This is a genomic window from Alteribacillus sp. YIM 98480 (genome assembly GCF_009765375.1).
GTDB lineage: Bacteria > Bacillota > Bacilli > Bacillales > Marinococcaceae > Alteribacillus.
This window is the reverse complement of sequence record NZ_VTOK01000012.1, coordinates 87,723-110,469: the sequence shown is the minus strand read 5'-3', so window position 1 is coordinate 110,469 and position 22,747 is coordinate 87,723. Positions and strand designations below refer to the sequence as shown.

Genomic DNA, 22,747 nt, shown 5'->3' with positions numbered 1-22,747 from the left:
GGAAGGTGGAACTATAATTAAAAGCCTGCTACGATAAACCTTGAACCACTATAATATTCAGGCTCAGAAAGGATAATAGAATATGAGTACGTATAAAATTTATCTCGTCGAAGATGAAAATAACTTATCAGAAGTATTAAAAGCATATATGGAAAAAGAAGGCTGGACAGTCAACGTGTTTGACAATGGGGATGATGCCCTTGCTGCAGTAAAAGAACCTCCTCATTTATGGGTGCTTGATATTATGCTCCCTGGTACCGACGGCTATCAAATTTTAAAAGGAATTCGAGAAAATGAAGGGGATGTTCCTGTTATTTTTATATCAGCAAGAGATCAGGATTTAGATCGGGTGCTGGGTCTTGAAATGGGAAGCGACGATTATTTAGCTAAGCCGTTTTTACCTCAAGAACTCATTATCAGAGCGAAAAAGCTGTTATCACGCGTATACGGTGAACAGACTAATGAACATAAAAAGGTCGAATTAAATGAATATGTTATTGATCCAGAAGCAAGAACGGTTACAGATCAAGAAAATAGTAACCAGCATGTTGAACTGACAACAAAAGAAATGGATCTAATATTGCTGTTGACTGAAGATATTGGAAAAGCTCTTTCACGTGAAGAGATTATTGAGAAGGTATGGGGAGAAAATTATTTTGGTTCCGAACGGGCAGTAGATGATGTCGTACGACGAGTTCGTAAAAAAATGCCGCGTATTCATCTGGAAACGTTATATGGTTATGGGTACCGTGTATTGTCGTCATGATGAAAGTTAATTTAACACAGCGGATCTGGTTATCATTTATTGCTTTAGTTGTATTGGTTGGTTTAACGATGATAATCGTTTATCCGATATCCATCAAAGGAACTTTGACAGATGAAACGTACCGTATTATTGAACAAGAACAGGCAAGAATGGCTAATCCATTTAGTGATTATTTTACACCTCCACAGTCAGAACTTGACTTTATTGAAAGAAGGGAAGCAGAACGTTCTGTCGGTCATCTGTTTTTATTCAATGATTTAGGAACATTACGTGGTGAGCCGGTGCCGCCCGATAATGTTTTAAAAGAAATGGTTTCAAACGCAGTTAATCAAGATAACGAACGAGAACGGTATGAATTAACGTATAATGATGCTACTTTATTTTATGTAATCACAAGGATTGAATCCGATGGGGAGGAAGCATTCCAAATTTCATATATGTGGGACACTTACAGGGATCTTATGGTAAATAGGTTGTGGGAAAGACTTATATACTTGCTATTGATTACAAGTGCTCTTAGTTTGCTGCCGGCAATATGGTTAAAACGCTATCTACGCCAGCCGTTAAGAGTGTTAGGGAACCATTTTGAACAAATAGCAAAACGAAATTGGAAAGAGCCTTTTCGATGGGAAGGAGACGATGATTTTCAGAAGCTTTCTGACCAATTTGAAAGCATGAGACAAAATCTTATACGTTATGATCGTTCGCAAAAGACGTTTATTCAGCATGCTTCCCATGAACTAAAAACACCTATTATGGTAGTAAAAACATATGCTCAATCGGTTAAAGATGGAATTCTTCCAAAAGATAATATCGAGCAGACAATGGATGTCATATTAGATGAAGCAGACCGCATGGATAAAAGGGTAAAAGATATGCTCTATTTTACTAAATTAGATGCATTGAAAAAAGACACCATTAATGTAGAAGAAATCATGTTTGGGAACTTAGCTTTTCAAATTGAAGAAAGATTTCGTATGCAGCGTGAAGATTTGAAGTTCATTATTCAGGGGGCTGATGTGAGAATAAACGCGGACCCTGAGCATATGCAGGTATTATTAGAAAATTTAGTAGAAAATGCGTTGAGGTATGCAGAAGATACAATATGGATGAAAGCAGAACAGAAAAAAGATACAGTCGAAATCCTTGTTAAAAATAATGGTGCACAAATTAACAAAGAAGACATTCCTCATTTGTTTGCTCCTTTTCGCAAAGGCAACAAAGGTCAATTTGGTCTTGGGCTAGCTATTGTTAAAAGAATTGCGGAGCTGCATCAAGGGCATCACGAAGTGGTCAATGAAGACGATGGGGTCACGTTTAAGATTACCTTGCCGAAGAAGTAAGATTCTGCTGGAGAATAGAATATCTTTTTCATAGGCGCATATGATGGAAGCAAGGACAAGGTTTTACAAAGGAGGGGCTTATGAATAACCGCTCAAAAAAATTCTTAATGACGCTTATCGTACTGTTTTTCGTTCTGGTAGTATGGCAGCGTTTTGCACAATCAGGTCCAGTTCAAGTTCCATCATGGGTGCTGTTAACAGGGTTAGGGGTTATATTTAGCGGATATATGTATTGGCAGACAAGTAGGACGGAAAAAAAAGAGGATGAACGGTGGATTGAACAAGAAGGTCGTATTTTTATACGCAGGATGGAGGAAGAAAGAGAAAAAAGACGGGCTTCTTCCTAAGCTGCTGTAACAATCAGCCTGGCTGAGGTTTAAACCCGGCCAGGCTGATTATATGAAAAAGTAAGTTATGACTGAATCCAATCTTCATAAGAAGATTCTTTTACATCAATGTTTGCTTCTTCCATTAATTCCTGCATCACTTCTTCTGGAGATTTTGACTGTTTTTCTCGTACTTTTTCTTCGATTTCTTCTTCAAGTTCTTCATATGATTCATTTTTGTTGAGCACTTCGATAATATGATAACCAAATTCACTTTCAATAGGTTCACTGATTTCTCCAGGTTCCATTGAAAAGGCTGCTTCATCAAATGCTTCAACCATTTCTCCTCTAGTAAAGGTATTTAGGTCTCCACCTTCAGAAGCAGATCCAGGATCGGTTGAATGTTCTTCAGCCAGTTCTGCAAAATCTGCGCCATTTTCGAGTTCTTCACGAATTTCATTTGCTTGATCTTCATCCTCTACTAAAATATGACGAGCAGAAATGCTTACTAAGTCTTCTTTGTTTTCTTCAAAATATGTTTCTTTTTCTTCTTCGGTAATCTCTACATCAGCTGCAGCAAGCTCTTCTAAAACGAGCTGTGGTTTTAAAAAATCATTTTTGAAGTCGTCCATTGAGTCAATAGGTAGCTGAAATTGAGTTTGAAGCATGGTCAAAAGTTCCTCATCTTTTTCCACACCGTAATCCTCTTTAAATTGTTCGAGCTCTGCATCCACTTGTTCGCTATCAATATTTAGCTGTTCGGCTTTATCTTGAATAATAATATTTTGTACCATTTCATTTAAAACTTGTTCGCCAACATTATTTTTTAATTCTCCCACAAATTCTTCTTCTGTAAGAGAAGTATCATTAACCTCTACAATTGTTTTCTCTTCTCCGGATCCTTGGTCATTGCTGCAGGCTGTTAATAAAAGCGTTCCGCTTAAAACAGCTGCCAAGAAATAATATTTTTTCATAAAACTTCCATCCCCTTAACATTTATCAGACAAACTATATCATATCACACTCTCCCAAAAAAAGAAAAAAATTTAGGCAATAACCTAAACCAAGACGTCTCTTTTTACATATCATAATTCAGCAAGAGAAATAGGAGGTGTGAATATGTCTAAAGGTTATTACGGTGGATTTGCCTTAATTGTAGTCCTTTTCATACTGCTTGTTATTGTAGGTGCGGCTTGGTGTTAAATATAACGCCGTGAATAAGGGAGGGAGAAAAATGGGATATGATTACAACTCCAATTTTGCTCTGATTGTCGTGCTGTTTATTTTGCTTATTATAATTGGGGCAGCATGGATGTATTAATGTAAAAACTTTCCTGAAGGAAAAGTCCTTCAGGAAAGTTTAAATACTCCGTTGGTTAAAAATTTTATTGGATAATTCAAAGACAATCCGACGGCTTAGAAAAATGTAAATACCGTAAGACTTAGTCTCCTGATATACCTAAATATCTATACAAACCATAATTCTACAAACGTAGATGTGAGTAAAATGGTTAGTAAAATATTAATGGTTCGAAAAATTTTAGGCTGACGTTCTGCTGGAATCTCTTTTTGGACACAGAGGGCATTTGTCATGGAATTAATAACAAATAAATAAACTAAAGAAAATAATAAGAAAAATACAACGAGCATAATTTTACCCCCAATACCTTATATCTACTTTACTTTAACAAAACTTTTTACCAAATGATAGTTTTTTAGGTGGCTGGAATGGAAATGGACAAGCATAATAGTAATAGTTTAATTGTAGAAAGCAGGTGTTAACAATGAGCCGAAACAAAAAAAACAGTTGGAAATGGTTATTCTTTTTATTGCTGACCCTTAATGTTTTATTTGTGTTCAGCGTATTTTTATTGGTTACAACTAATCCCAAGCCCGAATCTGAACCACATGATGATTTCTCATCTGATGAATATACCGAATACTTTTCGGTGCATTTAACCCAATCACAGCTCAATCATTTGCTGCAAGAACAACTAGAAGAGGAAAAAGTAAGCGCAGAAATCATTGACAAGAAGGCTAGAATTTCTTCTTCTGTATCCATATTGGGGAGAACAATTAACGCAAGCATGGATTTTGAACCAGCAGTTTTAGAAAATGGAAACATTGTTTTGCACCAACAGTCTTTCAATATAGGAGGACTATCCTTACCAGGTTCAGAGGTTTTATCTATATTAAGCTCACAAGCTGATGTACCAGATTATGTGGAAGTACAGCCTGGTAATAATCAAATTGTGGTCAAGTTGAATGAAATAGAGATAGCTGATCAATATTACTTAAGAGCCGAAACCTTCGACTTAGAGCAAGATGCTATAACAATAAAAGTTGGAAAATGAACCGGTATATAAAAGCAGCCGTCAAATCGGCTGCTTTAGTAATATATCTATACCATTTTTGTTTTGTTCAATAAAACATTCTCGAGGAGCGCCATACAGTTGCTTAAGATAAATAAAATCATAGACGGCAAGGCCTGTATTAAATGAAAATACCAATAAAAAGTAATACATATATGGTGGAAATGTAATAGCCCCTAAAAAGGAAGCAAAGTTAATAAACAAGGTTGGAAACAACATGGCAGCTACATAAAAGTTCCGTCCCACCGGTTTTGTAAATTTCATCATAATAGTAGGGAACTTTTGTTTTCTGTTAAATTTGAAGTCTGTTTTGATTCGTACACCTACAAACCATAATGGAATGAAATGAAGCAGCGTGTGCACTGGATACAATAACATTAAGAAGCCAAATGTTTTTAGCATGCTTAACTCTGCATAGGTTACTTCATTATAATAAAGACTAAACACTAAAAAACTGAATATAAAAGTTATAATAATAAAAGTTAATGAGATGAGCTTTAGTCTTGAAGGGTTGTATTCTTTTCTTAAGTTTATGGATTTCCAACAATTCATGAGGATTCCCCCTCTCTCTACTACCTAATTGAATAATTTAAAGCCTAAAGCGTCAAAAATCAATAGAATAATGAAAAATAGTCAAAAGAAAAACCTTTTCGACAATTCTGGACAAGAGAGGGGTTCCCAATGGAAAAAAATTGGCTTATGGTCCAAATGGCAATATACTTTGATTCTTAGTAAAACTTTAAAGTATAAATAAATGTCTGATTCGCAAACGGAACCAGACAATAAAAAACGTATAAAAATATTATGTTTACTCGGAAGGTTTTACAGGGGTGAGGGTGCCATTTTCTTCTGTAAACTCTTCATTAAACGTAAACAAGGACTTTTCGAATATCTCCATGAAATCCTCGCCGTAAATGTGACGAAGAATAGTTGTAAGCTCTGAAAAATCAGGGAATTTCCCGTACAGTTCTTTAATTGGCAATGCGCCGTTATATACACTATACGTATCTGGATTATATGCTTCAATTGTTGCTAATAATAGCTTATCTCCTTCTGGAGTTAATTCAACATACGTGTTTCTTTTGTCATTTGTTTTTTTAGAAAATGTCAGCAATTCTCTTTCCTCAAGTTTTTTTGAGAAGTTGAATGCTGTGGAAACATGCATTACGCCAAATTTTGCTATATCAGAAATGGAAGCTCCCTCCATATGATATGCAATCCATAAAATTTGGTGTTCATTAATGTTTAAATTATATGGTTTAATCCATTGCTGCCAATCTTTTTCAATAGATTTCCATAATGCTTTTGTAATCTGGGCAAATTTATGGCTGAACAGTATAGACTGTTTTGTAGAAAAAGAAGACTGGTCCATCTTCTCCCTCCTCTCTCTGGTATTATTGTAATAAAAAGAATAATTAATTTATTTTTCCGAAAATTAAAGAGGCCAAACGACAATTATTCAGACTCTTTACGAATTTGTTCGTTTAATTCAGCAATTGCATCTGAAATTTCTTTCACTTGATGTTGGATGGCTTCTACTTCTGGTTCTACTTCCTCTTTATAGCGGCTGTATGTTCTTTTCATCTCTTGTGTTAAGCCATCAACAGCTTCGAAACCTTCAGTAGCCGCATAGCGCCAATCTTGAACTGCACCTCTTCCTTTGCTTGCAGCTCTTTGGTTAAGAGATCTCCAATTAAAGTTCTTAAAAGAATCTCTAGTCTTGTCTCCAGAAGCGGGAGCAGTAAGCAAGGCAGAAAGCCCTCCAATAACAAAACCGGTAAACATGCCAGTAAATAATGATTTCGAATCCACTCTACCACCTATCCTTTCTCTCTTTTTACCCTGTTAGGAAAGTATAAGAAAACTACGGCATTCGTATTAAGGTTTGTCAACAAGCCGAGGTTTCTCTAACAATATTTATTAAAATATTATTCTTTTATAACAGTATAGAGAAAAATTTTGACAATGAAAAGCATTCTAGGGTATTTAGCGTTAAAAAGGGAAAATGAAAAGAAAAAAGCTGTCCACAGATTTATCATCTGAAAACAGCAAGAAATGAAATCGGTATACGTTAAAAGTTATTGATTTTTTTGTTGAAAATCGATCATAAAATCTTTTAAGGCTTTACAGGATTCGACAGAAACAGCATTATATATAGAAGCTCTGCATCCTCCAACAGACCGGTGGCCGTTTAAGCCAACAAAACCTGCCTGTTTTGCTTCCATAAGAAATTTTTGGTTTAAATCTTCATTTTCAAGGTTAAAGGTTACATTCATATAGGAACGGCTCTCTTCTTGAGCATGTCCATTATAAAAGCCGCCGCTGTTGTCAATTACGTCGTAAAGCAGTTCTGCTTTTTCTTTATTACGTATTTGCATACCAGCTGCACCGCCGTTATCCTTGATCCAATGCAGTACTTTATTAAGCATATAAATGGCAAATGTCGGCGGGGTATGATACAAAGAATTTTTTTCAACATGTGTGTTGTATTTTAATAATGTAGGGATATTTTCTTTTGATTGTTCAAGAAGTTCTTTTTTCATTATTACTAACGTAACTCCTGAAGGCCCGAGGTTTTTTTGCGCACCCGCGTAGATGAAGGAGAAACGGTCTACAGGAATTGGTTTGCTTAAGATATCACTTGACATATCTGCAAAGAGGGGGGCGGTCGTGTTTAAATCGAAATCATGGTACTGCGTTCCAAAAATCGTATTATTAGATGTAATATGAACATAGGCATCATTACTGCTTGTTTCTATGCTGTTTCTATCGGGAATATACGTATAGTTACTGTCTTTAGATGCTGCGCCTATTTTTGTTTCTCCTAACGCTTTTGCCTCTTTTAAAGCTTTTTCAGACCAGGACCCTGTAAGTATATAGTTTGCTGTTTTTCCATTGGTAAGAAAATTCATTGGGATCATTGAAAATTGAAGACTGGCTCCGCCCTGTATTAACAGGACTTCATAATCATCTGGTACGTTTAGCAGATCTTTTACTAAAGAGATTGCTTCATTATGTACTGCTTCATAATCTTTGCTGCGATGACTTAATTCCATTACAGACATCCCAGTATTATTAAAATTTACGAGTTCTTTTTGCGCTTCTTCCAGGACCTCGACAGGAAGAGCTGCAGGACCTGCATTAAAATTATGGGCTCTGGCCATATTTTCCACTCCTTTAATAACTAACAAAATTAATAAATTGCTTTTGTGAATATCCTAACAAAACTGCCTTAGAAGTGCTAATATTTTTTTGAAAAGGTAGCAGAAAAGTAGAAATTTTATTGTTCTTTGTCGTTTAGTAAAAAAACCTGCTGGATCATCCAACAGGAAATAATATTTATATCATTGTTTAAAGGTGCTGGTTAATCCCTTGTGCAATTTGCTGAAGGTCTTCTGCTGAATATTTACTGCTGTTATCCTGCCAAGTCGGCTGAAAACCATCTTCTGTTCCATAGCGGGGGATAAAGTGCAGGTGATAATGAAAAACAGATTGAGAAGCAGCTTCGCCGTTATTGTTAACAAGATTTAATCCCGCAGGATTGAATTCTTTTTTGATGGCGCTAGCGATCTTAGGGACAACTCTGAATAATTGAGAAGCCGTGTCTTCTTGCAATTCATATACATTTGACTGATGATCTTTAGGTATTAACAACGTATGACCTTTTGTAACTTGTCCAATATCTGCAAAAGCTATAACATTCTCGTCTTCATATACAATAGAAGCAGGAATGTCGCCGGCAACTATTTTACAAAAAATACAATTTTCGTCTCTTTTCATCTTTTTCTCTCCTTTCTGGTGAAAGTATTATTTTCCATTATCTTATCAGCCAATGTAAGTGAAAACAATAAGAGCATATCTGTAGTACAACTGAATAATTAATAAAATTCTTACAATTAAATATGGAGAATGATATAATACTATTATCTTACTAGTCATGAAGGCAAAGGAGGAATTATAATGTATGTCCCTCTTGTACTAACACAGTTTCTTGACCGAGCAGTTGATCTATATGGTGAAAAAATTGCAGTTATTGATGAAAACAAAAAAGTAACGTATTCGGAATTAAACGATAGGGTAAATAAATTATCGCACGGTTTGAAAGCGCTTAATATAAAAAAAGGCGATAAAGTCGCTTATCTTGCTCCTAACACACTTGAAATGCTAGAAGGGTTTTATGGTGTGTTCCAGCTGGGAGCTGTTATGACACCCCTTAACACTAGGTTGAAACCAGATGACTATCAATTTATTTTAAACCATAGTGAAAGTAAAGTTTTGTTTGTAGAAAACGAATTATTTCCATTGATCCAGCCGATTATTCCGAAACTTGAGACGGTAGAAACGATTATTGTTCACGGAGCTGAGTCGAATACGGAAGAATATAAAAGTTATGACATTTGGCGTGAACAATTTTCTAAGGATACTTTTGAACGGGTTGAACTCGATGAACATGACATTGCAAGTCTGCTTTATACAAGCGGCACTACGGGCAACCCTAAAGGAGTATTGCTGACACATCGCAGCAATTACTTGCACGCTATGTCAGCAATGCATCACCTTCGTGTTTCCGATCAAGACACGCTTTTACACGTTTTGCCAATGTTTCATGTAAATGGGTGGGGCTCTCCTTTTTATTATACTGCAAATGGAGCTACGCAGGTTATGCAAAGGAAGATAGAACCTGCTTCCATTTTCGAGAATATACAAAAACATAAAGCGACAGTAGCTCATATGGCCCCAACAGTCTTAAATATATTGTTAGAATATTACGGTTTAAATAAAGAACAATTAAATACACACCAAGACATGCGCATTGTAATTGCTGGTTCTGCACCGCCTCCTGCTTTTGTAACAAAAGTAGAAAAAGATCTTGGCTGGGAATTTATACAAGTTTATGGAATGACCGAGATTTCTCCGCTCGTCACTATTTCACAAATTCGTCCACAGCATTCTCATTTGTCTGTAGAAGAAAAACATTATACGAAAGCCAAAACGGGATACGCTATGATAGGTTCAGAAGTAAGAGTGGCAGATGATGAAGGTAACCAGGTGCCAGCAAATGGCATTACAATAGGGGAAGTAATTGTTCGTTCAAATAATGCGATGGAAGGGTATTTAAAAAATCCGGAAGCAACATCAGACACGATAAAAAACGGCTGGCTGCATACCGGAGACATGGCAGTAGTCGATACAAATGGTTACATTGAAATTGTAGACAGAAAGAAAGATGTCATCATAAGCGGTGGAGAAAATATTTCTTCGATCGAAGTAGAAGGGCATTTATATGATCACCCAGATGTAGTAGAAGCAGCAGTGGTTGCTATTCCTCATGAAAAATGGGGAGAAGTTCCTCATGCCGTTGTCGTTAAAAGAGAAGGGTCTAACGTTTCGGTTCAAGAGCTAATAAGCTTCGCTAGAAATAAAATGGCTCATTTTAAAGCACCAAAAAGCATATCATTTATTGATGCTCTCCCCAAAACTGCGTCCGGCAAAATTCAGAAAGTACAGCTTCGTAAAGAGTTTTGGGGTGAAAAAGAACGAAAAGTTAATTAGTGCGTCAAGAAAAGTAACCAAGGGAGAATGCTTCGCGTTAGGGGAGTGTTCTCTCTTTTTTTAAAAGGTAAAAAATCATAAATATTTGGCATTTTACATGTCTAGCTTCAGCGCCTACTCGCTCGAGATTCCTTCAGTTCGTCAATGAAAAGCAAAGATCAGTTTTCCATATGCCGCCCCTCCAGGACTTTTCGCTCGTGAGCAAGGCGCTTGCGCTTTAGGAAGTTTCACTTTGCTAAAAAATCAAAGCATATTGCTATTTGGATTTGACGGTAAGCAAAGTTTTTCTAATATATTTGGACCGAACTTTTTAAAGTCAGAAGGACCGTTATGCCATATAATTGTCAGGAAATACAGATCAGAGACTATGATACAATAAATAATGAAAAAAATATGAAAAGGTGAAGGTATGAAAAAAGTTAAAAATGTAGTTTTACTTCTTGGTATAGCTGTTACTCTTGCTGCATGTTCTGAACCTGAAAATGCCGGACCGGCTGTAGGAGAACAAGAAGAAAAAGGATATGATATATTGGAAACGACAGCTTCCGCTGAAGAGAGTCCGCAATTTTTAGAACACGCCAACGGCTCTATTCCATCCATTTATGAAGAAACTGCCGACCATCAAGAACTTTTAACACACATTCCATGTTATTGCGGATGCGGAGAGTCTGCTGGTCATGAACATGCATTTGACTGTTTTATAGATCATGTAAATGAAGATAATACTGTTGTATGGAACAATCATGGCATGAAATGCGGTGTGTGCCTTGAGATAGCTGCAGCAGCTGTGGAAATGAAAAATAAAGGCTATTCAGATAGAGAAATACGAGAAACCATTGATGAAACTTATAATGACAGTGATATGGAACCTACTCCGACGCCAAAGCCGCAAGTATGAAATAGAAAAAACCTTTGAAAATGGAGTATTTTCCGTTTCGAAGGTTTTTTAACAGCTTCTTTTCCTCTGCATTCCGAGAGGGTAAAATAAAGATTGTGCCGTTGCAAACAGGTAAAAAGCTAATTAAAGGAGTAAAGATATGACAGATTTGTTAGAATTAGATAACGTTAGTGGAGGCTACAATATTCATAAGCCTGTATTACACGAACTTAATTTCAGTTTAAATAAAGGAGAAATGGTGGGTTTAATAGGTTTAAATGGTGCCGGCAAAAGTACGACCATAAAACATGTGCTGGGATTAATGGAACCAGTCCAAGGTGAAATCCGAATAAATGGACAACGTTTTCAAGAACAACCTGAAACATATCGAAAAACGTTTACATATATCCCCGAAACTCCAGTATTATATGATGAACTAACGTTATGGGAACACTTAAAATTAACTGCTATGGCATATGGATTAGAAGGTAAGGTTTTTAAAGAAAGAGTAACTGCACTTTTAGAAGAATATAGAATGGAAAAAATGAAAGATTGGTTTCCAAGTCATTTTTCTAAAGGGATGCGCCAAAAAGTAATGATTATGTGTGCATTCTTAGTCAAACCTGAATTATATATAGTGGATGAACCATTTGTAGGACTAGATCCTGTAGCTATAAAATCACTGCTTGATATGATGGTACAAATGAAAGAAGAAGGAGCAGGCATTTTAATGTCTACTCATATCCTGTCTACTGCCGAACGTTATTGTGATCGATTTATTCTTTTGCACGAGGGTCAAATCCGTCTAAGCGGGACGTTGAAAGAATTGAGGGAGCAGGCTGGTATGGCAGATGCTAACTTGGATGATTTATACATAGAAGTAACTAAAGGAGAAATATAATGGATGTTACTGATTTATGGGAAGAACGATCAAAACGTTTTTGGAATGAGGCGATCCGTTACCTTCGTCTGTTAGGAAACAGCGGTTTTATGTTCAGTTTATATGCCTTGTTCTTAGCAGGCGGCTATTTTTATCCTTCATTTATCGAATGGCTTCCTGAAACTTTTCCAGTTCCTTTCGTGCTTACGGCGTTATTCACCTATTTACTAACTGTCTGCCCTCTTCGTACATTTCTTAAAGAAGGGGATTTAGTTTTTTTATTGCCTTTAGAACAACAATTAAAATCTTATTTTCGTAAGTCTGTTATCTATTCTATTGTGATGCAATCTGTTCCGTTAGCTATTTTATTACTGCTGACTGGGCCCCTATTTCAAGATAGAGTATCATCAAATACCAGCTATCTTTATATCGTGTTATTTCTCCTGCTGGCAGGAAATATATGGAATTATGCTGTGCGCTGGGCAGAAATTCGAATACAAGATGATGATAAACGAAAAGCACACATCGGGGGAAGAGCGCTGATTAATGCGATTTATTGTTATTTTCTATTCGTGGCAGCACCGTTGTGGTTTGTATTGACTGTTTTACTGATCATGGTATTTCTTTACGGTTTTTATCATATAAAACTTTTAAGAAATCATCCATTAAAATGGGAATTGCTGCTTCGTCTAGAGGAAAAACGTTTATCAGCATTCTATCGATTTGTGCAGTCCTTTACAGATGTGCCTCATATAAAAATGGCGGTGAGGCGCAGACGATGGTTATCAGCAGCTGCAGACCGTTACTTATGGAATTCAGGCTCTATATACTCGGTATTGTTTGGAAAAGCATTCATACGTTCGGGGGAATATTTCGGAATGTATGTAAGGCTTTTGTTAACAAGTGCTTTAGTAATGTATGCTTTTCCGTCTGAATGGGTTCGATTGGGAGCTGCTTTGTTGTTTTTATATATGACGAGTGTTCAGTTAAAGACACTATGGCATCATTTGGATACTATCATGTGGCCTGATTTGTATCCTGTTTCTTATCATGAAAAAGAATCGGCTTTCAAACAGTTAATGAAAAAATTATTAATATTCCAGACTATATTGCTGACCGTTGTTTACTGGATTGTAAGTGTGAGTGTGTTACCTGGCCTCTTGATTTTAGCGGCAGGATTCACATTCAGTCTAACGTACCCAGTGTATAAAGGAAAAAGGAGCGTACTCCAAACGAATTAGGAGGGGGATTAATGGATACGTATGAACAACAGGCTTATGAAGATGTTCAAGTGTGGCTTAGAAAGCTAAAAAAACCATCCAGTATGACGCAAACTTTTACAAAAAACATCCAAAGCAGAATGAATAATTTAGTTCCTAAAAAGTTTCATCATTTAATGGGGCAGGCTGTTAAACAGATGGTAGAAGGTGTAATAAATGGCTCCGAGTATTTACCAAAAGGAGACTATGAGAAAGCACAAACTCTAAGAGAAGCCGATGAGAAGCTTCAAGAACTTATTCCTGTTTTTCAAAAAGGGGCCGCAGCGGAAGGAGCAGGCACTGGCGCTGGCGGCATCTTTTTAGGAGCGGCTGATTTTCCGCTTCTTCTCGGTTTTAAAATGCGATTTTTATTCTCTGCTGCACAAATATACGGATTAGATGTACACGATTTTAGAGACAGATTGTATATGCTTCATCTTTTCCAAGCAGCATTTTCAAGCCCAGAAAAAAAGTATGAAACAGCAGATAGGCTGGAAAATTGGGAAGAATATATTAGTGACAAACCAAGAAAAATATCGATGGCAACGGAATGGGATTGGACGTCTTTTCAGCAGCAATATAGAGATCATATTGATTTAGTCAAATTACTTCAACTCATGCCTGGTTTTGGAGCAGTTGTCGGCGCGGCTGCAAATTATCGGCTGCTTGGGCAGCTTGGGGAAGCTGCAAAAGAAGGTTATCGATTAAAATGGTTTCAATCAAAAGAATAAGAAAAAATGCGGGATTATCCGAGGAACTGAAAAAGGAAAAAAATCAAAGGCCCCCTGTTTCTAAAGAATTAATTTTAAAAACAGGGGATTTTTTCATAAACAAAGTCTGGGACGTCCGGACTTTTACTTTTTTAATTGTCATACTCTAGGGCTGCTTTTCCCATTACTTTAGCAGCTAGAAGCATCGAACGTTCATCAATATCAAATTTTGGATGGTGGTGTGGATAGGTTTTTTCCCAGTTTGGATGTTGGGCGCCGGTAAAGAAGAAAGTCCCTTTCGCATGTTTTAAATAATAAGCAAAATCTTCTCCGCCCATTTGCGGTTTCATTTCTTCCGTTTCTGAAACGCCAGGTACCTGATAGGCACAATCTGCAAGAAAAGCTGTTTCTCCTTCATGATTAACAACAGCAGGATATCCACGTGAAAAAGTAAAATCAGCTTCTGCGTTCGCACTTTGACATGTGGCATGTGTAATGGTTTCCAATTCTTTTTCTAATAAACTGCGTACGTCCTCACTAAAAGTTCTTACCGTACCTGTAAGTTTTGCTCGGTCTGCAATAACATTAAAAGCGTTTTGTGCCACAAATGAACCGACCGAAACAACCGCAGGATCTAGTGGATCAACCCGGCGGCTGACGAGCTGCTGCATATTTGTAACAAGCTGTGAACCAATAACGACAGCGTCTTTGGTAAGATGGGGCATGGCACCGTGCCCTCCTTGACCAATGATCTCTATCTCAAATCGGTCAACTGCTGCCATCATCGGTCCATGTTTATATTGAATTTTTCCGTATGGAACGGTAGCCCATAAATGGGTGCCAAATATGACATCAACTCCATCGAGACAGCCATCTTTAATCATATCAATAGCTCCACCTGGCGCATATTCTTCTGCATGCTGGTGAATAAAAACAATCGTACCTCTCCATTTCTCTTTTAAAGCATTTATTGCTTTTGCCAAAATGAGTAAAGTTGCTGTATGGCCGTCATGACCGCATGCGTGCATCACTCCATCTACTCTTGATCGAAAAGGAAGATCTGTTTGTTCGTGAATAGGAAGTGCATCAAAGTCAGCTCTTAAGGCGATGACAGGACCGGGTCTACCACCTTGCAAGACGGCAGTAACGCCTCTTCCTCCAACATTTGTTTTCACATTATGACCTAGCTTTTTATGAAAGTCCGCAATATATGCCGGTGTATGTTCTTCTTTAAAGGAAAGCTCTGGGTACTGATGGAGATATCTCCTGATTTCAACCATTTCATTATAAAAACGATCTAGTAAATCATAAAGTTTCGTTTCCAAAAAACAACCCCCCTCTAATTTAATGATGGTTTTCTATTTTTTATAGCTGAATTCCTTTTATTGTACTTTAGAAAGGTTTAACTTTGCTGAAAAAATAAAGTATAAAAAACTACGACTTTGTTGGGGCTAGGCAGTAATATTAAAGTCCAAAAGGAACGAATCGGGCTAGATAGCTTGAAAGCATTTGAAAGTACCCAGTAAATAGCATAATACCAAGCACGATCATAATACAGCCGCTAGTCTTTTGAATGATAGGGACCCATTTGTTTAATTTTTTTAATTTATTTAGTGATTTAGAGTAAATCAATGCTACTAACAGAAAAGGGATGCCCAAGCCAATGGAATAAATGAACAGCATAAATATTCCTGAATACATTGTCTCGGCCTGACTTGCTAGTGTAAGTATAGCTCCAAGCACTAGTCCTATACAAGGAGACCAGCCGGCTGCAAACAATAATCCAAGCAGAACGGAACTTGTAAAACTAGTTGATTTTTTAGGTTCATAATGAACTTTTTTATCAGTTAATAGAGAGCGGATAGAAATAATACCAGCCATTTGGAGTCCGAAAATGACGATTATAATACCTCCAAGTTGTTCTATGAGGTTATTCCACCTTGCAAATTGCTGTCCTAAATAGGTTGACGAAGCACCTAACAGCATGAAGATGATCGTAAAACCAAGAATGAATCCAATACTTCGTGTTAAAATTAAACGCCTTTGGGCATTAACTTGATTGTTAGAAACTGTTGTACCGGTTAATTGAGCTAAATAAGCTGGCACAAGCGGAAAAATACAGGGAGAAAGAAAAGAAACTATTCCCGCGCCGAACGCGAGCCATATGCTTACTTCATTCAAAAGAGTTACCTCCTATTGCTATTCTTTCATTTTATATACACAAGCCGTATTTATTATACACTGGAAATATGAAAATTGCGTGAACTGACAAACGTTAACTTGTACTTTAGGAAGTTTAACTTTGATAAAAGATAAAAGTATAAGTAAAACTACGCCTTCCGCCACAGGACTCAGCGGCAAGCCGAGTTTTTCAAAAGCATCCGTCTATAGACGGATAAAAAAATAAACTCTGGCTGGTCGCATGATAAGAAATTTCATATTACACTAAATATATACCAAATTTATACGGGTTAATATTCCAAATATTTTAGCATCAAGGAAGGATAGATGCGCTCATGCGTAGCTCAGGCAATATAGTATTAGGATTAATAATTATTATATTAGGACTAAACATTTTATTTGATCAGTTGTATATCAATATAGACTTAGGTTCACTCATTTGGCCCATTATAGCTTTTTCATTAGCATACCATTTTTATAAGAAAGGTCGAAAATGGTTGATGTTGTTATTTACAGCTCTAGCTGTTATTTCAATTAGTAATGAAATTTTTCATTTTGATTTAACAGGTTTTATTATTGCAGCTGTTTTTCTATATTTAGGGCTAAAACTTATAAAGCGAAATGATACTGCAAAAGAAATTGATATTGATAAGGATTTGCCGTCTATAGATGAAGGGGAGAATTCACACACATCCTCCCAATATACTGTTGATCAAACTCCAGACTTAGCGCAGTCGATTACTAACAGAGAAGAACAAAAATATAAATCCACCGCAGAAGCAGAAGAGTTTCTGAAAAGCGGTCATGCGAACAAAACAAAAGTCTCTCAAGCAGATAAAAGAAAGGAACCGATTGTAACACCTTCTTACAAAAATATGTTTATCGGTGATTATAAATTAATGAAAAGAAGGTTTGCTCTGCAGGATATGAATGTGAAATACGGAATTGGTGATATTTCGATTGATTTTTCAAAAGCCATTATTGATGAAGGAGAAACGGTAATTGTTTTACATGGAGGAATTGGAGATGTAGATTTATATGTTCCTTATGAATTGGATTTATCGGTTCAAGCGAGTGCAACCATTGGGGATATGAATATTTTAGGTCAGCGTGAAGAAGGGTTTAATAAGCAGATTTCTATTAATACCGATTATTATAAAGAAGCTGATCGAAAAATAAAGGTTATTATATCAGTGATTATCGGTGATATTGACGTGAGGTATGTGTAATGCGAAAAATGGTAAACATCCAATGGGACTATATCCGATATGCTTTTGGAACAGCATGTATTACAGCTGTGCTGTTATTTTTGATTTTGTTATCTAGCACGGAAGATTTATTATTATTACTCACTTTTAAAAGTTGGTTTGGTTTACCTACATTTCTAATATGGGGTGTCGTGTCCTTTCTTTTAGCCTTATTGATAGGATGGCGAGGCGGAAAAAGGCAAAAACTGCGTATAAACAAATTATTAGCTGGAACATTGGCATTGGAAAAAGGAGATTTTTCAAAAAATATACACATAGACGGAGAAGATGAGTTTGCAGTAATGGGAAATCACTTGAATGCTGTGGCAAGCAGGATGGAAGAACAAGCAAGGTCTGTTCAAAAACTTTCGGCAGAACGAGCTGAATGGCAGGCCTCCATTAAACAATCTGCAGCAGCTGCTGAAAGACAAAGGCTGGCCAGAGAGCTGCATGACGCGGTAAGTCAACAGTTATTTGCTATATCGATGACGACGGCAGCGCTGCAGAAAACGATACCTAACGATATTGAAAAAGGAATAAAACAAGTATCTCTTATTGAAAAAATGGCAGGAAATGCGCAAGGGGAAATGAGAGCATTGCTTATGCATTTACGACCGGCAAGTTTAGAAGGTAAATTACTAGAGGATGGTTTGAAAAATCTGCTGCAAGAGCTTTCAGAGAAGACAAAATTGAAAATAAAGTGGAATATTCAAGAAGTTCCAGACACAGGGAAGGGGATTGAAAACCATCTTTTCCGAATTGCACAAGAAGCACTTTCGAATGTATTAAGACACGCTCAAGCTGCTCAAGTAGATTTTCAACTTAAGTGCTATTCTGGTCAGCTGCGAATGAAAATTATCGACGACGGAGTCGGGTTTCACTTAGAAAGAGACCAAAAACAATCTTCTTATGGGCTTTCTATGATGAAAGAAAGAGTAAACGAACTTGGGGGAGTTATTCATATTTTATCTTATCCAAAAAAAGGGACACAGATCGAAGTAAATGTTCCAATGGTGAATGATAAAGAGGAGGAGAAGCCGATTGATAAAAGTAGTGTTGATTGATGATCATGAAATGGTACGTATGGGAGTATCAGCTTACTTATCAACGGAAGAAGATATAGATATTGCGGGAGAAGCTGCCGATGGAAAAGAAGGCGTAAATTTAGTACGAGAACATAAACCTGATGTCGTTTTAATGGATCTTATTATGGATGAAATGGATGGTATTGAAGCAACGCGATTGATTACATCTGAGTTTCCGAATACAAAAGTCATTGTGCTTACTAGCTTTTATGATGATGAACAGGTTTATCCTGCAATTGAAGCTGGGGCTTTCAGTTATTTATTAAAAACGTCAAAAGCCCATACGATTGCAGAAGCAATACGTGCAGCGATGAACGGGGAATCTAAAGTAGAAGCAGAAGTTACGAAGAAGATGATGAAAAAAATGCGGTACCCTGATCAAATGCTGCATGAAACGTTAACAACAAGAGAGCTAGAAGTGCTGGCTTTAATTGGAGAAGGGAAAACCAATCAAGAAATTGCAGATGATTTGTATATTGGAATTAAAACCGTGAAAACCCATGTGAGTCATATATTATCTAAGTTAGAGGTAGATGACAGAACACAAATTGCGGTTTATGCTCATCGACATGGATTAGTAAAATAAGAGTGTTTAAATTTTTCAATCGGTCTTTCCGTAATTTTTCAAATAAATATTAAAAAATAACAGATAATATAAAAGGATATGTAAAAATATATCGAAACAGTGCAAACTGATTTATAATAGATTCGAGCCAAATACCTATTGAGTCTGGCGCTTAAATATGCACGTATAATGAAGGAGTAATAGCATGAGGAATAAATGGATAATCTGGGGGCTTGCGATTTTTGCTTTTATTATATTGAGCACCGGGATTTATCTTTCTTCTGTCGTGATTGGTGCGGCTGCGATAGATGAGAAAAAATTAGTAATGAACGAAACTACTGAAATCATTGATAATAATGGAGAAAAATTGGCGGAACTCTATATCGAGGACAGAGACTTGATTAATATAGAAGACATACCTGACCATGTTAAACAGCCTTTTGTGGCTATAGAAGATATTCGATTTTATGATCACCAGGGAATTGATCCTCGCGCCATACTTAGAGCCTTATATCGTGATATTTTAGCAGGGTCTAAAGTAGAAGGCGGAAGTACGATTACCCAGCAATTAGCAAAAAATGCTTTTCTATCGAGTGATAAAACTTTGCTTCGTAAAACAAAAGAAGTACTCATCGCCATGGGACTTGAACGCAAATTCAGTAAAAATGAAATATTAGGTTATTATTTAAATCAGGTATATTTTGGTCATGGTGCTTATGGAATAAAGTCAGCGGCAGAACTTTATTTTGACAAAGCAGTCGAAGATTTGACAACAGAAGAAGCGGCTTTACTTGCAGGTATACCTAAAGCGCCGGGGAATTACTCGCCTGTTGAAGATTCTGAACGTGCGAAAGAAAGACGAAACACTGTTTTAGCTCTTATGGAACGGCACGGATTTATTACAGCAGAGGAAGCAACAACATATCAAGGAAAAACAGTACCGGAGTCACTTAACCGATCAAAAGAATCGACAGCTTTTTACACATATATCGATATGATGTTAGAAGAAGCTGAAAACAAGTACCACCTTACCCCAGAAGAAATATATCGAGGCGGATACGATATTGTTGTGCCAATGAACAAAGAGATGCAGCAAGCCTCCTATGACTTATTTCAAGAAGAAGCCTACTTCCCTGAACAAGCAAAGGATGCCGAAGGGGCTTTTTTCATGATGGATCACCATAGCGGCGGAGTTGCAGCTGTGCAAGGCGGCAGAGAGTATGTTCGCAGAGGTTTAAACAGAGTAAAAGTGAAACGACAGCCAGGGTCTGTAATGAAACCACTTGCTGTGTATGCTCCGGCCTTAGAATCGGGAAAATACCATCCATATTCGTTACTAAAAGACGAACAGATGGACTTTGATGGTTACTCTCCTAAAAATTATAATGGCGAGTATCGTGGTGAAATATCGATGGCTGATGCAATCACTGAATCTACCAATACGGCTGCAGTTTGGTTGTATGATCAGATAGGAGGAAAAGAAAGCAGTACATGGATGGAAGAGTTAGGACTTCAAATAGAGGATAACGGCTTGGCTGTAGCACTTGGAGGACTTACTGAAGGACTTTCTCCAATGGAACTGGCATCTGCGTATACTGCATTTTCGAATCAAGGAACAAAAGTTAAACCTTATTTTATCGAAGAGATAACCGATAGAAATGGGGAGGAAATTGGAAAAGCAGAGCCCGAAACAAAAGAAGTAATGAGTCCTCAAAATGCATGGTATATGACAAGACTTCTGGAAAATGTAGTGCAAGAAGGCACTGGAACTGCCGGAGACACGGTTTATCCTTTGGCGGGAAAAACGGGGACAACATCTTTTTTAGAAATAGAAGGAGGAACGCGGGATGCATGGTTTGCCGGGTTCACTCCACAATGGACCGGCGCTCTTTGGATGGGATATGACAAAACTACAGAAGATCAGCATCTTCAAGCAGGCAGCTCGTATCCAACACGTTTATTTAAAGAAATTCTTAACGACGTTCCTGCTGATGATAGTGTGCAAACTGCATTTCAACAACCAGAAGATGTGAAAGACTTAGAAGAACCTATAGAAATGGCCCGGGTGAACGATTTGTCTGCTTCACTCAGCTTAAAAGGAGGCGGGCTTTTCAATGTTCACTTAAAATGGTCTGCGGCCGCAGATGAACGCGTAATATATCGAGTGTATGAAGTGAACGATGGAGAAGGTGAGGTTATTGAAGAAGTTGAAGGAGAAAGCGAGTTTACGATTGAAGGAGTCAATGTTTTTAATTTACAAGATTATATGGTCGTGCCTTTTAATCCACAAACAGAACAAGAAGGTGAGCCATCAAACGTTGCAGAAGTAAGTGTAGGTTCTTTATTTGGAGCTGGTTCATAAGATGAATGGGGCTGTGTTAAGGCACAGTCCTTTTTTTCTTTCTATTTTATGAACAAAGTCTGTGAGTACTGTACATGACAATAAGAGAAGAGTATGGTAAAAAGGGTATGGAAATAATAAAGATATAATTTATATAACGTTTGCAAGCGTATTAGATTAAAGGAGTGCTTGGCTATGGGTGAAGAAGCATTTAACGATAATTTTTTGAGGGCTGCTTATGGACAAAATACAGATCACATTCCTGTGTGGTATATGAGACAAGCAGGTCGTTCTCAGCCTGAATATAGAAAACTAAAAGAGAAATATTCTTTATTTGACATTACCCATGATCCTGAACTTTGTGCTTATGTGACAAAACTACCAGTGGATCAATATGATAATGATGCTGCGATTCTGTACAAAGACATCATGACGCCACTTCCGTCTATTGGAGTAGATGTAGATATAAAACCGGGCGTCGGGCCAGTTATTAATAATCCAATAACACAACCAAAAGATGTTGAAAAGCTGGGAAATATTGATCCTGAAAAAGAAGTGCCCTACGTACTAGATACAATTAAACTGTTGAGAGAACAACTGAATGTACCATTAATTAGTTTTAGCGGAGCACCATTCACATTGGCAAGCTATATGATTGAAGGCGGGCCTTCTAAAAATTATCATAAAACCAAAGCTTTTATGTATTCAAAACCCAATGCCTGGTTTGCTCTTATGGATAAATTAGGAGATATGACGATTCGCTACGTCTCCTCTCAAATAAAAGCAGGAGCTCAAGCTATTCAAATATTTGACTCATGGGTAGGGGCTTTAAATGCGGAAGATTATCGGTTTTATGTAAAGCCGGTTATGAAGCGAATCTTTGAAACAATACAAAAAGAAGAAGTTCCATTAAGTATGTTTGGAGTTGGGGCTGGTCACCTTCTGCAGGATTGGAACGATTTTTCATTACAAATTATCGGCCTGGATTGGCGAACTTCTATTTCTGAAGCTAGACAGATCGGAGTTACAAAATCTTTACAAGGGAATTTAGATCCATCGATTCTATTGGCACCTTGGGATGTTATAGAAAATAAAGTGAAGCCTATCCTTGATGCAGGCATGCAAGAAAAGGGTTTTGTTTTTAACCTCGGTCACGGCGTCTTCCCAGAAGTAGATCCAGATACATTGAAGCGGCTAACTGCATTTGTTCATGAGTACACTAATAAAATTGGGAGGTAAAAA

Annotated in this window: 25 protein-coding genes; 16 read left to right on the top strand and 9 right to left on the bottom strand. The window is 37.1% G+C overall.

Annotated features, from left to right (window positions below; translation table 11 throughout):
- The first annotated feature begins 82 nt into the window (after positions 1 to 82).
- The 3 genes from FZF09_RS15875 (at position 83) to FZF09_RS15865 (ending at position 2,456) form a co-directional block, all read left to right on the top strand.
- Positions 83 to 766 carry a response regulator transcription factor gene (locus FZF09_RS15875; RefSeq protein ID WP_158737582.1) on the top strand — a complete coding sequence of 228 codons (684 nt, stop codon included), beginning with the start codon at positions 83 to 85 and terminating at the stop codon, positions 764 to 766.
- The gene (locus FZF09_RS15870) at positions 763 to 2,109 is read left to right on the top strand and encodes a sensor histidine kinase (protein ID WP_158737581.1); all 1,347 of its coding nucleotides are present in this window, start codon (positions 763 to 765) and stop codon (positions 2,107 to 2,109) included. The genes FZF09_RS15875 and FZF09_RS15870 overlap by 4 nt, the downstream gene beginning before the upstream one ends.
- 80 nt (positions 2,110 to 2,189) lie before the next feature.
- The gene (locus tag FZF09_RS15865; RefSeq protein WP_233269525.1) at positions 2,190 to 2,456 is read left to right on the top strand and encodes a sporulation YhaL family protein; all 267 of its coding nucleotides are present in this window, start codon (positions 2,190 to 2,192) and stop codon (positions 2,454 to 2,456) included.
- A gap of 65 nt (positions 2,457 to 2,521) precedes the next feature.
- On the opposite strand, the gene FZF09_RS15860 is transcribed toward FZF09_RS15865, so the two are convergent.
- A complete protein-coding gene (locus tag FZF09_RS15860) occupies positions 2,522 to 3,409 on the bottom strand; it encodes a peptidylprolyl isomerase (RefSeq protein ID WP_158737580.1) in 888 nt (295 codons plus the stop codon).
- Positions 3,410 to 3,554: 145 nt separating this feature from the next.
- Between FZF09_RS15860 and FZF09_RS15855 the strand changes: the two genes are divergently transcribed.
- Both FZF09_RS15855 and FZF09_RS15850 read left to right on the top strand, forming a co-directional pair.
- Positions 3,555 to 3,638, top strand: coding sequence for a YjcZ family sporulation protein (locus FZF09_RS15855; protein ID WP_091272676.1), 84 nt, complete (start codon positions 3,555 to 3,557; stop codon positions 3,636 to 3,638).
- 31 nt (positions 3,639 to 3,669) lie between these two features.
- Positions 3,670 to 3,756 (top strand): YjcZ family sporulation protein, encoded by an 87-nt coding sequence (locus tag FZF09_RS15850; RefSeq protein ID WP_158737626.1) that lies wholly within the window; start codon positions 3,670 to 3,672, stop codon positions 3,754 to 3,756.
- Between the two features lie 146 nt (positions 3,757 to 3,902).
- Here the strand turns inward: FZF09_RS15850 and FZF09_RS15845 are convergent, their stop codons facing one another.
- Positions 3,903 to 4,085, bottom strand: a complete 183-nt coding sequence (locus FZF09_RS15845; RefSeq protein ID WP_091586921.1) for a hypothetical protein — start codon at positions 4,083 to 4,085, stop codon at positions 3,903 to 3,905.
- 134 nt (positions 4,086 to 4,219) lie between these two features.
- On the opposite strand from FZF09_RS15845, the gene FZF09_RS15840 reads away from it, so the two are divergent.
- Positions 4,220 to 4,789 carry a YpmS family protein gene (locus FZF09_RS15840; protein WP_158737579.1) on the top strand — a complete coding sequence of 190 codons (570 nt, stop codon included), beginning with the start codon at positions 4,220 to 4,222 and terminating at the stop codon, positions 4,787 to 4,789.
- 21 nt (positions 4,790 to 4,810) lie between these two features.
- Here FZF09_RS15840 and FZF09_RS15835 read toward each other — a convergent pair whose 3' ends face one another.
- The 5 genes from FZF09_RS15835 to FZF09_RS15815 all read right to left on the bottom strand — a co-directional run bounded on the left by FZF09_RS15835 (position 4,811) and on the right by FZF09_RS15815 (position 8,587).
- Positions 4,811 to 5,359 (bottom strand): DUF3267 domain-containing protein, encoded by a 549-nt coding sequence (locus tag FZF09_RS15835; protein ID WP_158737578.1) that lies wholly within the window; start codon positions 5,357 to 5,359, stop codon positions 4,811 to 4,813.
- A 256-nt stretch (positions 5,360 to 5,615) separates the two neighbouring features.
- Complete coding sequence (locus FZF09_RS15830) at positions 5,616 to 6,179, bottom strand: HTH-type transcriptional regulator Hpr (RefSeq protein ID WP_158737577.1); 564 nt, start codon at positions 6,177 to 6,179, stop codon at positions 5,616 to 5,618.
- A gap of 83 nt (positions 6,180 to 6,262) precedes the next feature.
- Positions 6,263 to 6,619: a YtxH domain-containing protein gene (locus FZF09_RS15825; RefSeq protein ID WP_158737576.1), complete on the bottom strand. Its 357-nt coding sequence runs from the start codon at positions 6,617 to 6,619 to the stop codon at positions 6,263 to 6,265.
- A gap of 266 nt (positions 6,620 to 6,885) precedes the next feature.
- Entirely contained in the window at positions 6,886 to 7,971 is a 1,086-nt protein-coding gene (gene serC / locus FZF09_RS15820) for a 3-phosphoserine/phosphohydroxythreonine transaminase (protein ID WP_158737575.1), read from the bottom strand.
- A 187-nt stretch (positions 7,972 to 8,158) separates the two neighbouring features.
- A complete protein-coding gene (locus tag FZF09_RS15815; RefSeq protein ID WP_158737574.1) occupies positions 8,159 to 8,587 on the bottom strand; it encodes an HIT family protein in 429 nt (142 codons plus the stop codon).
- Between the two features lie 180 nt (positions 8,588 to 8,767).
- Between FZF09_RS15815 and FZF09_RS15810 the strand changes: the two genes are divergently transcribed.
- The 5 genes from FZF09_RS15810 to FZF09_RS15790 all read left to right on the top strand — a co-directional run bounded on the left by FZF09_RS15810 (position 8,768) and on the right by FZF09_RS15790 (position 14,107).
- Positions 8,768 to 10,360 carry a long-chain-fatty-acid--CoA ligase gene (locus FZF09_RS15810; RefSeq protein ID WP_158737573.1) on the top strand — a complete coding sequence of 531 codons (1,593 nt, stop codon included), beginning with the start codon at positions 8,768 to 8,770 and terminating at the stop codon, positions 10,358 to 10,360.
- 409 nt (positions 10,361 to 10,769) lie between these two features.
- A complete protein-coding gene (locus FZF09_RS15805) occupies positions 10,770 to 11,258 on the top strand; it encodes a PCYCGC motif-containing (lipo)protein (protein WP_158737572.1) in 489 nt (162 codons plus the stop codon).
- Between the two features lie 139 nt (positions 11,259 to 11,397).
- The gene (locus FZF09_RS15800; protein WP_158737571.1) at positions 11,398 to 12,138 is read left to right on the top strand and encodes an ABC transporter ATP-binding protein; all 741 of its coding nucleotides are present in this window, start codon (positions 11,398 to 11,400) and stop codon (positions 12,136 to 12,138) included.
- Entirely contained in the window at positions 12,138 to 13,358 is a 1,221-nt protein-coding gene (locus FZF09_RS15795) for an ABC transporter permease (RefSeq protein WP_158737570.1), read from the top strand. Before FZF09_RS15800 ends, FZF09_RS15795 begins: the two co-directional genes overlap by 1 nt.
- Positions 13,359 to 13,369: 11 nt before the next feature.
- A complete protein-coding gene (locus FZF09_RS15790) occupies positions 13,370 to 14,107 on the top strand; it encodes an EcsC family protein (RefSeq protein WP_158737569.1) in 738 nt (245 codons plus the stop codon).
- A gap of 131 nt (positions 14,108 to 14,238) precedes the next feature.
- Here FZF09_RS15790 and FZF09_RS15785 read toward each other — a convergent pair whose 3' ends face one another.
- Both FZF09_RS15785 and FZF09_RS15780 read right to left on the bottom strand, forming a co-directional pair.
- Positions 14,239 to 15,411 carry a M20 family metallopeptidase gene (locus tag FZF09_RS15785; protein WP_304503070.1) on the bottom strand — a complete coding sequence of 391 codons (1,173 nt, stop codon included), beginning with the start codon at positions 15,409 to 15,411 and terminating at the stop codon, positions 14,239 to 14,241.
- 139 nt (positions 15,412 to 15,550) lie between these two features.
- Complete coding sequence (locus tag FZF09_RS15780) at positions 15,551 to 16,267, bottom strand: cytochrome c biogenesis CcdA family protein (protein WP_158737568.1); 717 nt, start codon at positions 16,265 to 16,267, stop codon at positions 15,551 to 15,553.
- A gap of 335 nt (positions 16,268 to 16,602) precedes the next feature.
- Between FZF09_RS15780 and liaF the strand changes: the two genes are divergently transcribed.
- The 5 genes from liaF (at position 16,603) to hemE (ending at position 22,744) form a co-directional block, all read left to right on the top strand.
- A complete protein-coding gene (liaF, locus tag FZF09_RS15775; RefSeq protein WP_158737567.1) occupies positions 16,603 to 17,496 on the top strand; it encodes a cell wall-active antibiotics response protein LiaF in 894 nt (297 codons plus the stop codon).
- The gene (locus FZF09_RS15770; RefSeq protein ID WP_158737566.1) at positions 17,496 to 18,578 is read left to right on the top strand and encodes a HAMP domain-containing sensor histidine kinase; all 1,083 of its coding nucleotides are present in this window, start codon (positions 17,496 to 17,498) and stop codon (positions 18,576 to 18,578) included. Before liaF ends, FZF09_RS15770 begins: the two co-directional genes overlap by 1 nt.
- Entirely contained in the window at positions 18,556 to 19,185 is a 630-nt protein-coding gene (locus FZF09_RS15765) for a response regulator transcription factor (protein WP_158737565.1), read from the top strand. Before FZF09_RS15770 ends, FZF09_RS15765 begins: the two co-directional genes overlap by 23 nt.
- A gap of 184 nt (positions 19,186 to 19,369) precedes the next feature.
- Entirely contained in the window at positions 19,370 to 21,526 is a 2,157-nt protein-coding gene (locus tag FZF09_RS15760; protein WP_158737564.1) for a transglycosylase domain-containing protein, read from the top strand.
- A 174-nt stretch (positions 21,527 to 21,700) separates the two neighbouring features.
- Positions 21,701 to 22,744 (top strand): uroporphyrinogen decarboxylase, encoded by a 1,044-nt coding sequence (gene hemE, locus FZF09_RS15755; RefSeq protein ID WP_158737563.1) that lies wholly within the window; start codon positions 21,701 to 21,703, stop codon positions 22,742 to 22,744.
- Positions 22,745 to 22,747: the final 3 nt, after the last annotated feature.

Bases quoted from the DNA above. Each gene is read 5' to 3' on its own strand.
- FZF09_RS15875 (WP_158737582.1), top strand. From the start codon at position 83: ATGAGTACGTATAAAATTTATCTCGTCGAAGATGAAAATAACTTATCA.
- FZF09_RS15870 (WP_158737581.1), top strand. From the start codon at position 763: ATGATGAAAGTTAATTTAACACAGCGGATCTGGTTATCATTTATTGCT.
- FZF09_RS15865 (WP_233269525.1), top strand. From the start codon at position 2,190: ATGAATAACCGCTCAAAAAAATTCTTAATGACGCTTATCGTACTGTTT.
- FZF09_RS15860 (WP_158737580.1), bottom strand. From the start codon at position 3,409: ATGAAAAAATATTATTTCTTGGCAGCTGTTTTAAGCGGAACGCTTTTA.
- FZF09_RS15855 (WP_091272676.1), top strand. From the start codon at position 3,555: ATGTCTAAAGGTTATTACGGTGGATTTGCCTTAATTGTAGTCCTTTTC.
- FZF09_RS15850 (WP_158737626.1), top strand. From the start codon at position 3,670: ATGGGATATGATTACAACTCCAATTTTGCTCTGATTGTCGTGCTGTTT.
- FZF09_RS15845 (WP_091586921.1), bottom strand. From the start codon at position 4,085: ATGCTCGTTGTATTTTTCTTATTATTTTCTTTAGTTTATTTATTTGTT.
- FZF09_RS15840 (WP_158737579.1), top strand. From the start codon at position 4,220: ATGAGCCGAAACAAAAAAAACAGTTGGAAATGGTTATTCTTTTTATTG.
- FZF09_RS15835 (WP_158737578.1), bottom strand. From the start codon at position 5,359: ATGAATTGTTGGAAATCCATAAACTTAAGAAAAGAATACAACCCTTCA.
- FZF09_RS15830 (WP_158737577.1), bottom strand. From the start codon at position 6,179: ATGGACCAGTCTTCTTTTTCTACAAAACAGTCTATACTGTTCAGCCAT.
- serC (WP_158737575.1), bottom strand. From the start codon at position 7,971: ATGGCCAGAGCCCATAATTTTAATGCAGGTCCTGCAGCTCTTCCTGTC.
- FZF09_RS15815 (WP_158737574.1), bottom strand. From the start codon at position 8,587: ATGAAAAGAGACGAAAATTGTATTTTTTGTAAAATAGTTGCCGGCGAC.
- FZF09_RS15810 (WP_158737573.1), top strand. From the start codon at position 8,768: ATGTATGTCCCTCTTGTACTAACACAGTTTCTTGACCGAGCAGTTGAT.
- FZF09_RS15805 (WP_158737572.1), top strand. From the start codon at position 10,770: ATGAAAAAAGTTAAAAATGTAGTTTTACTTCTTGGTATAGCTGTTACT.
- FZF09_RS15800 (WP_158737571.1), top strand. From the start codon at position 11,398: ATGACAGATTTGTTAGAATTAGATAACGTTAGTGGAGGCTACAATATT.
- FZF09_RS15795 (WP_158737570.1), top strand. From the start codon at position 12,138: ATGGATGTTACTGATTTATGGGAAGAACGATCAAAACGTTTTTGGAAT.
- FZF09_RS15790 (WP_158737569.1), top strand. From the start codon at position 13,370: ATGGATACGTATGAACAACAGGCTTATGAAGATGTTCAAGTGTGGCTT.
- liaF (WP_158737567.1), top strand. From the start codon at position 16,603: ATGCGTAGCTCAGGCAATATAGTATTAGGATTAATAATTATTATATTA.
- FZF09_RS15770 (WP_158737566.1), top strand. From the start codon at position 17,496: ATGCGAAAAATGGTAAACATCCAATGGGACTATATCCGATATGCTTTT.
- FZF09_RS15760 (WP_158737564.1), top strand. From the start codon at position 19,370: ATGAGGAATAAATGGATAATCTGGGGGCTTGCGATTTTTGCTTTTATT.
- hemE (WP_158737563.1), top strand. From the start codon at position 21,701: ATGGGTGAAGAAGCATTTAACGATAATTTTTTGAGGGCTGCTTATGGA.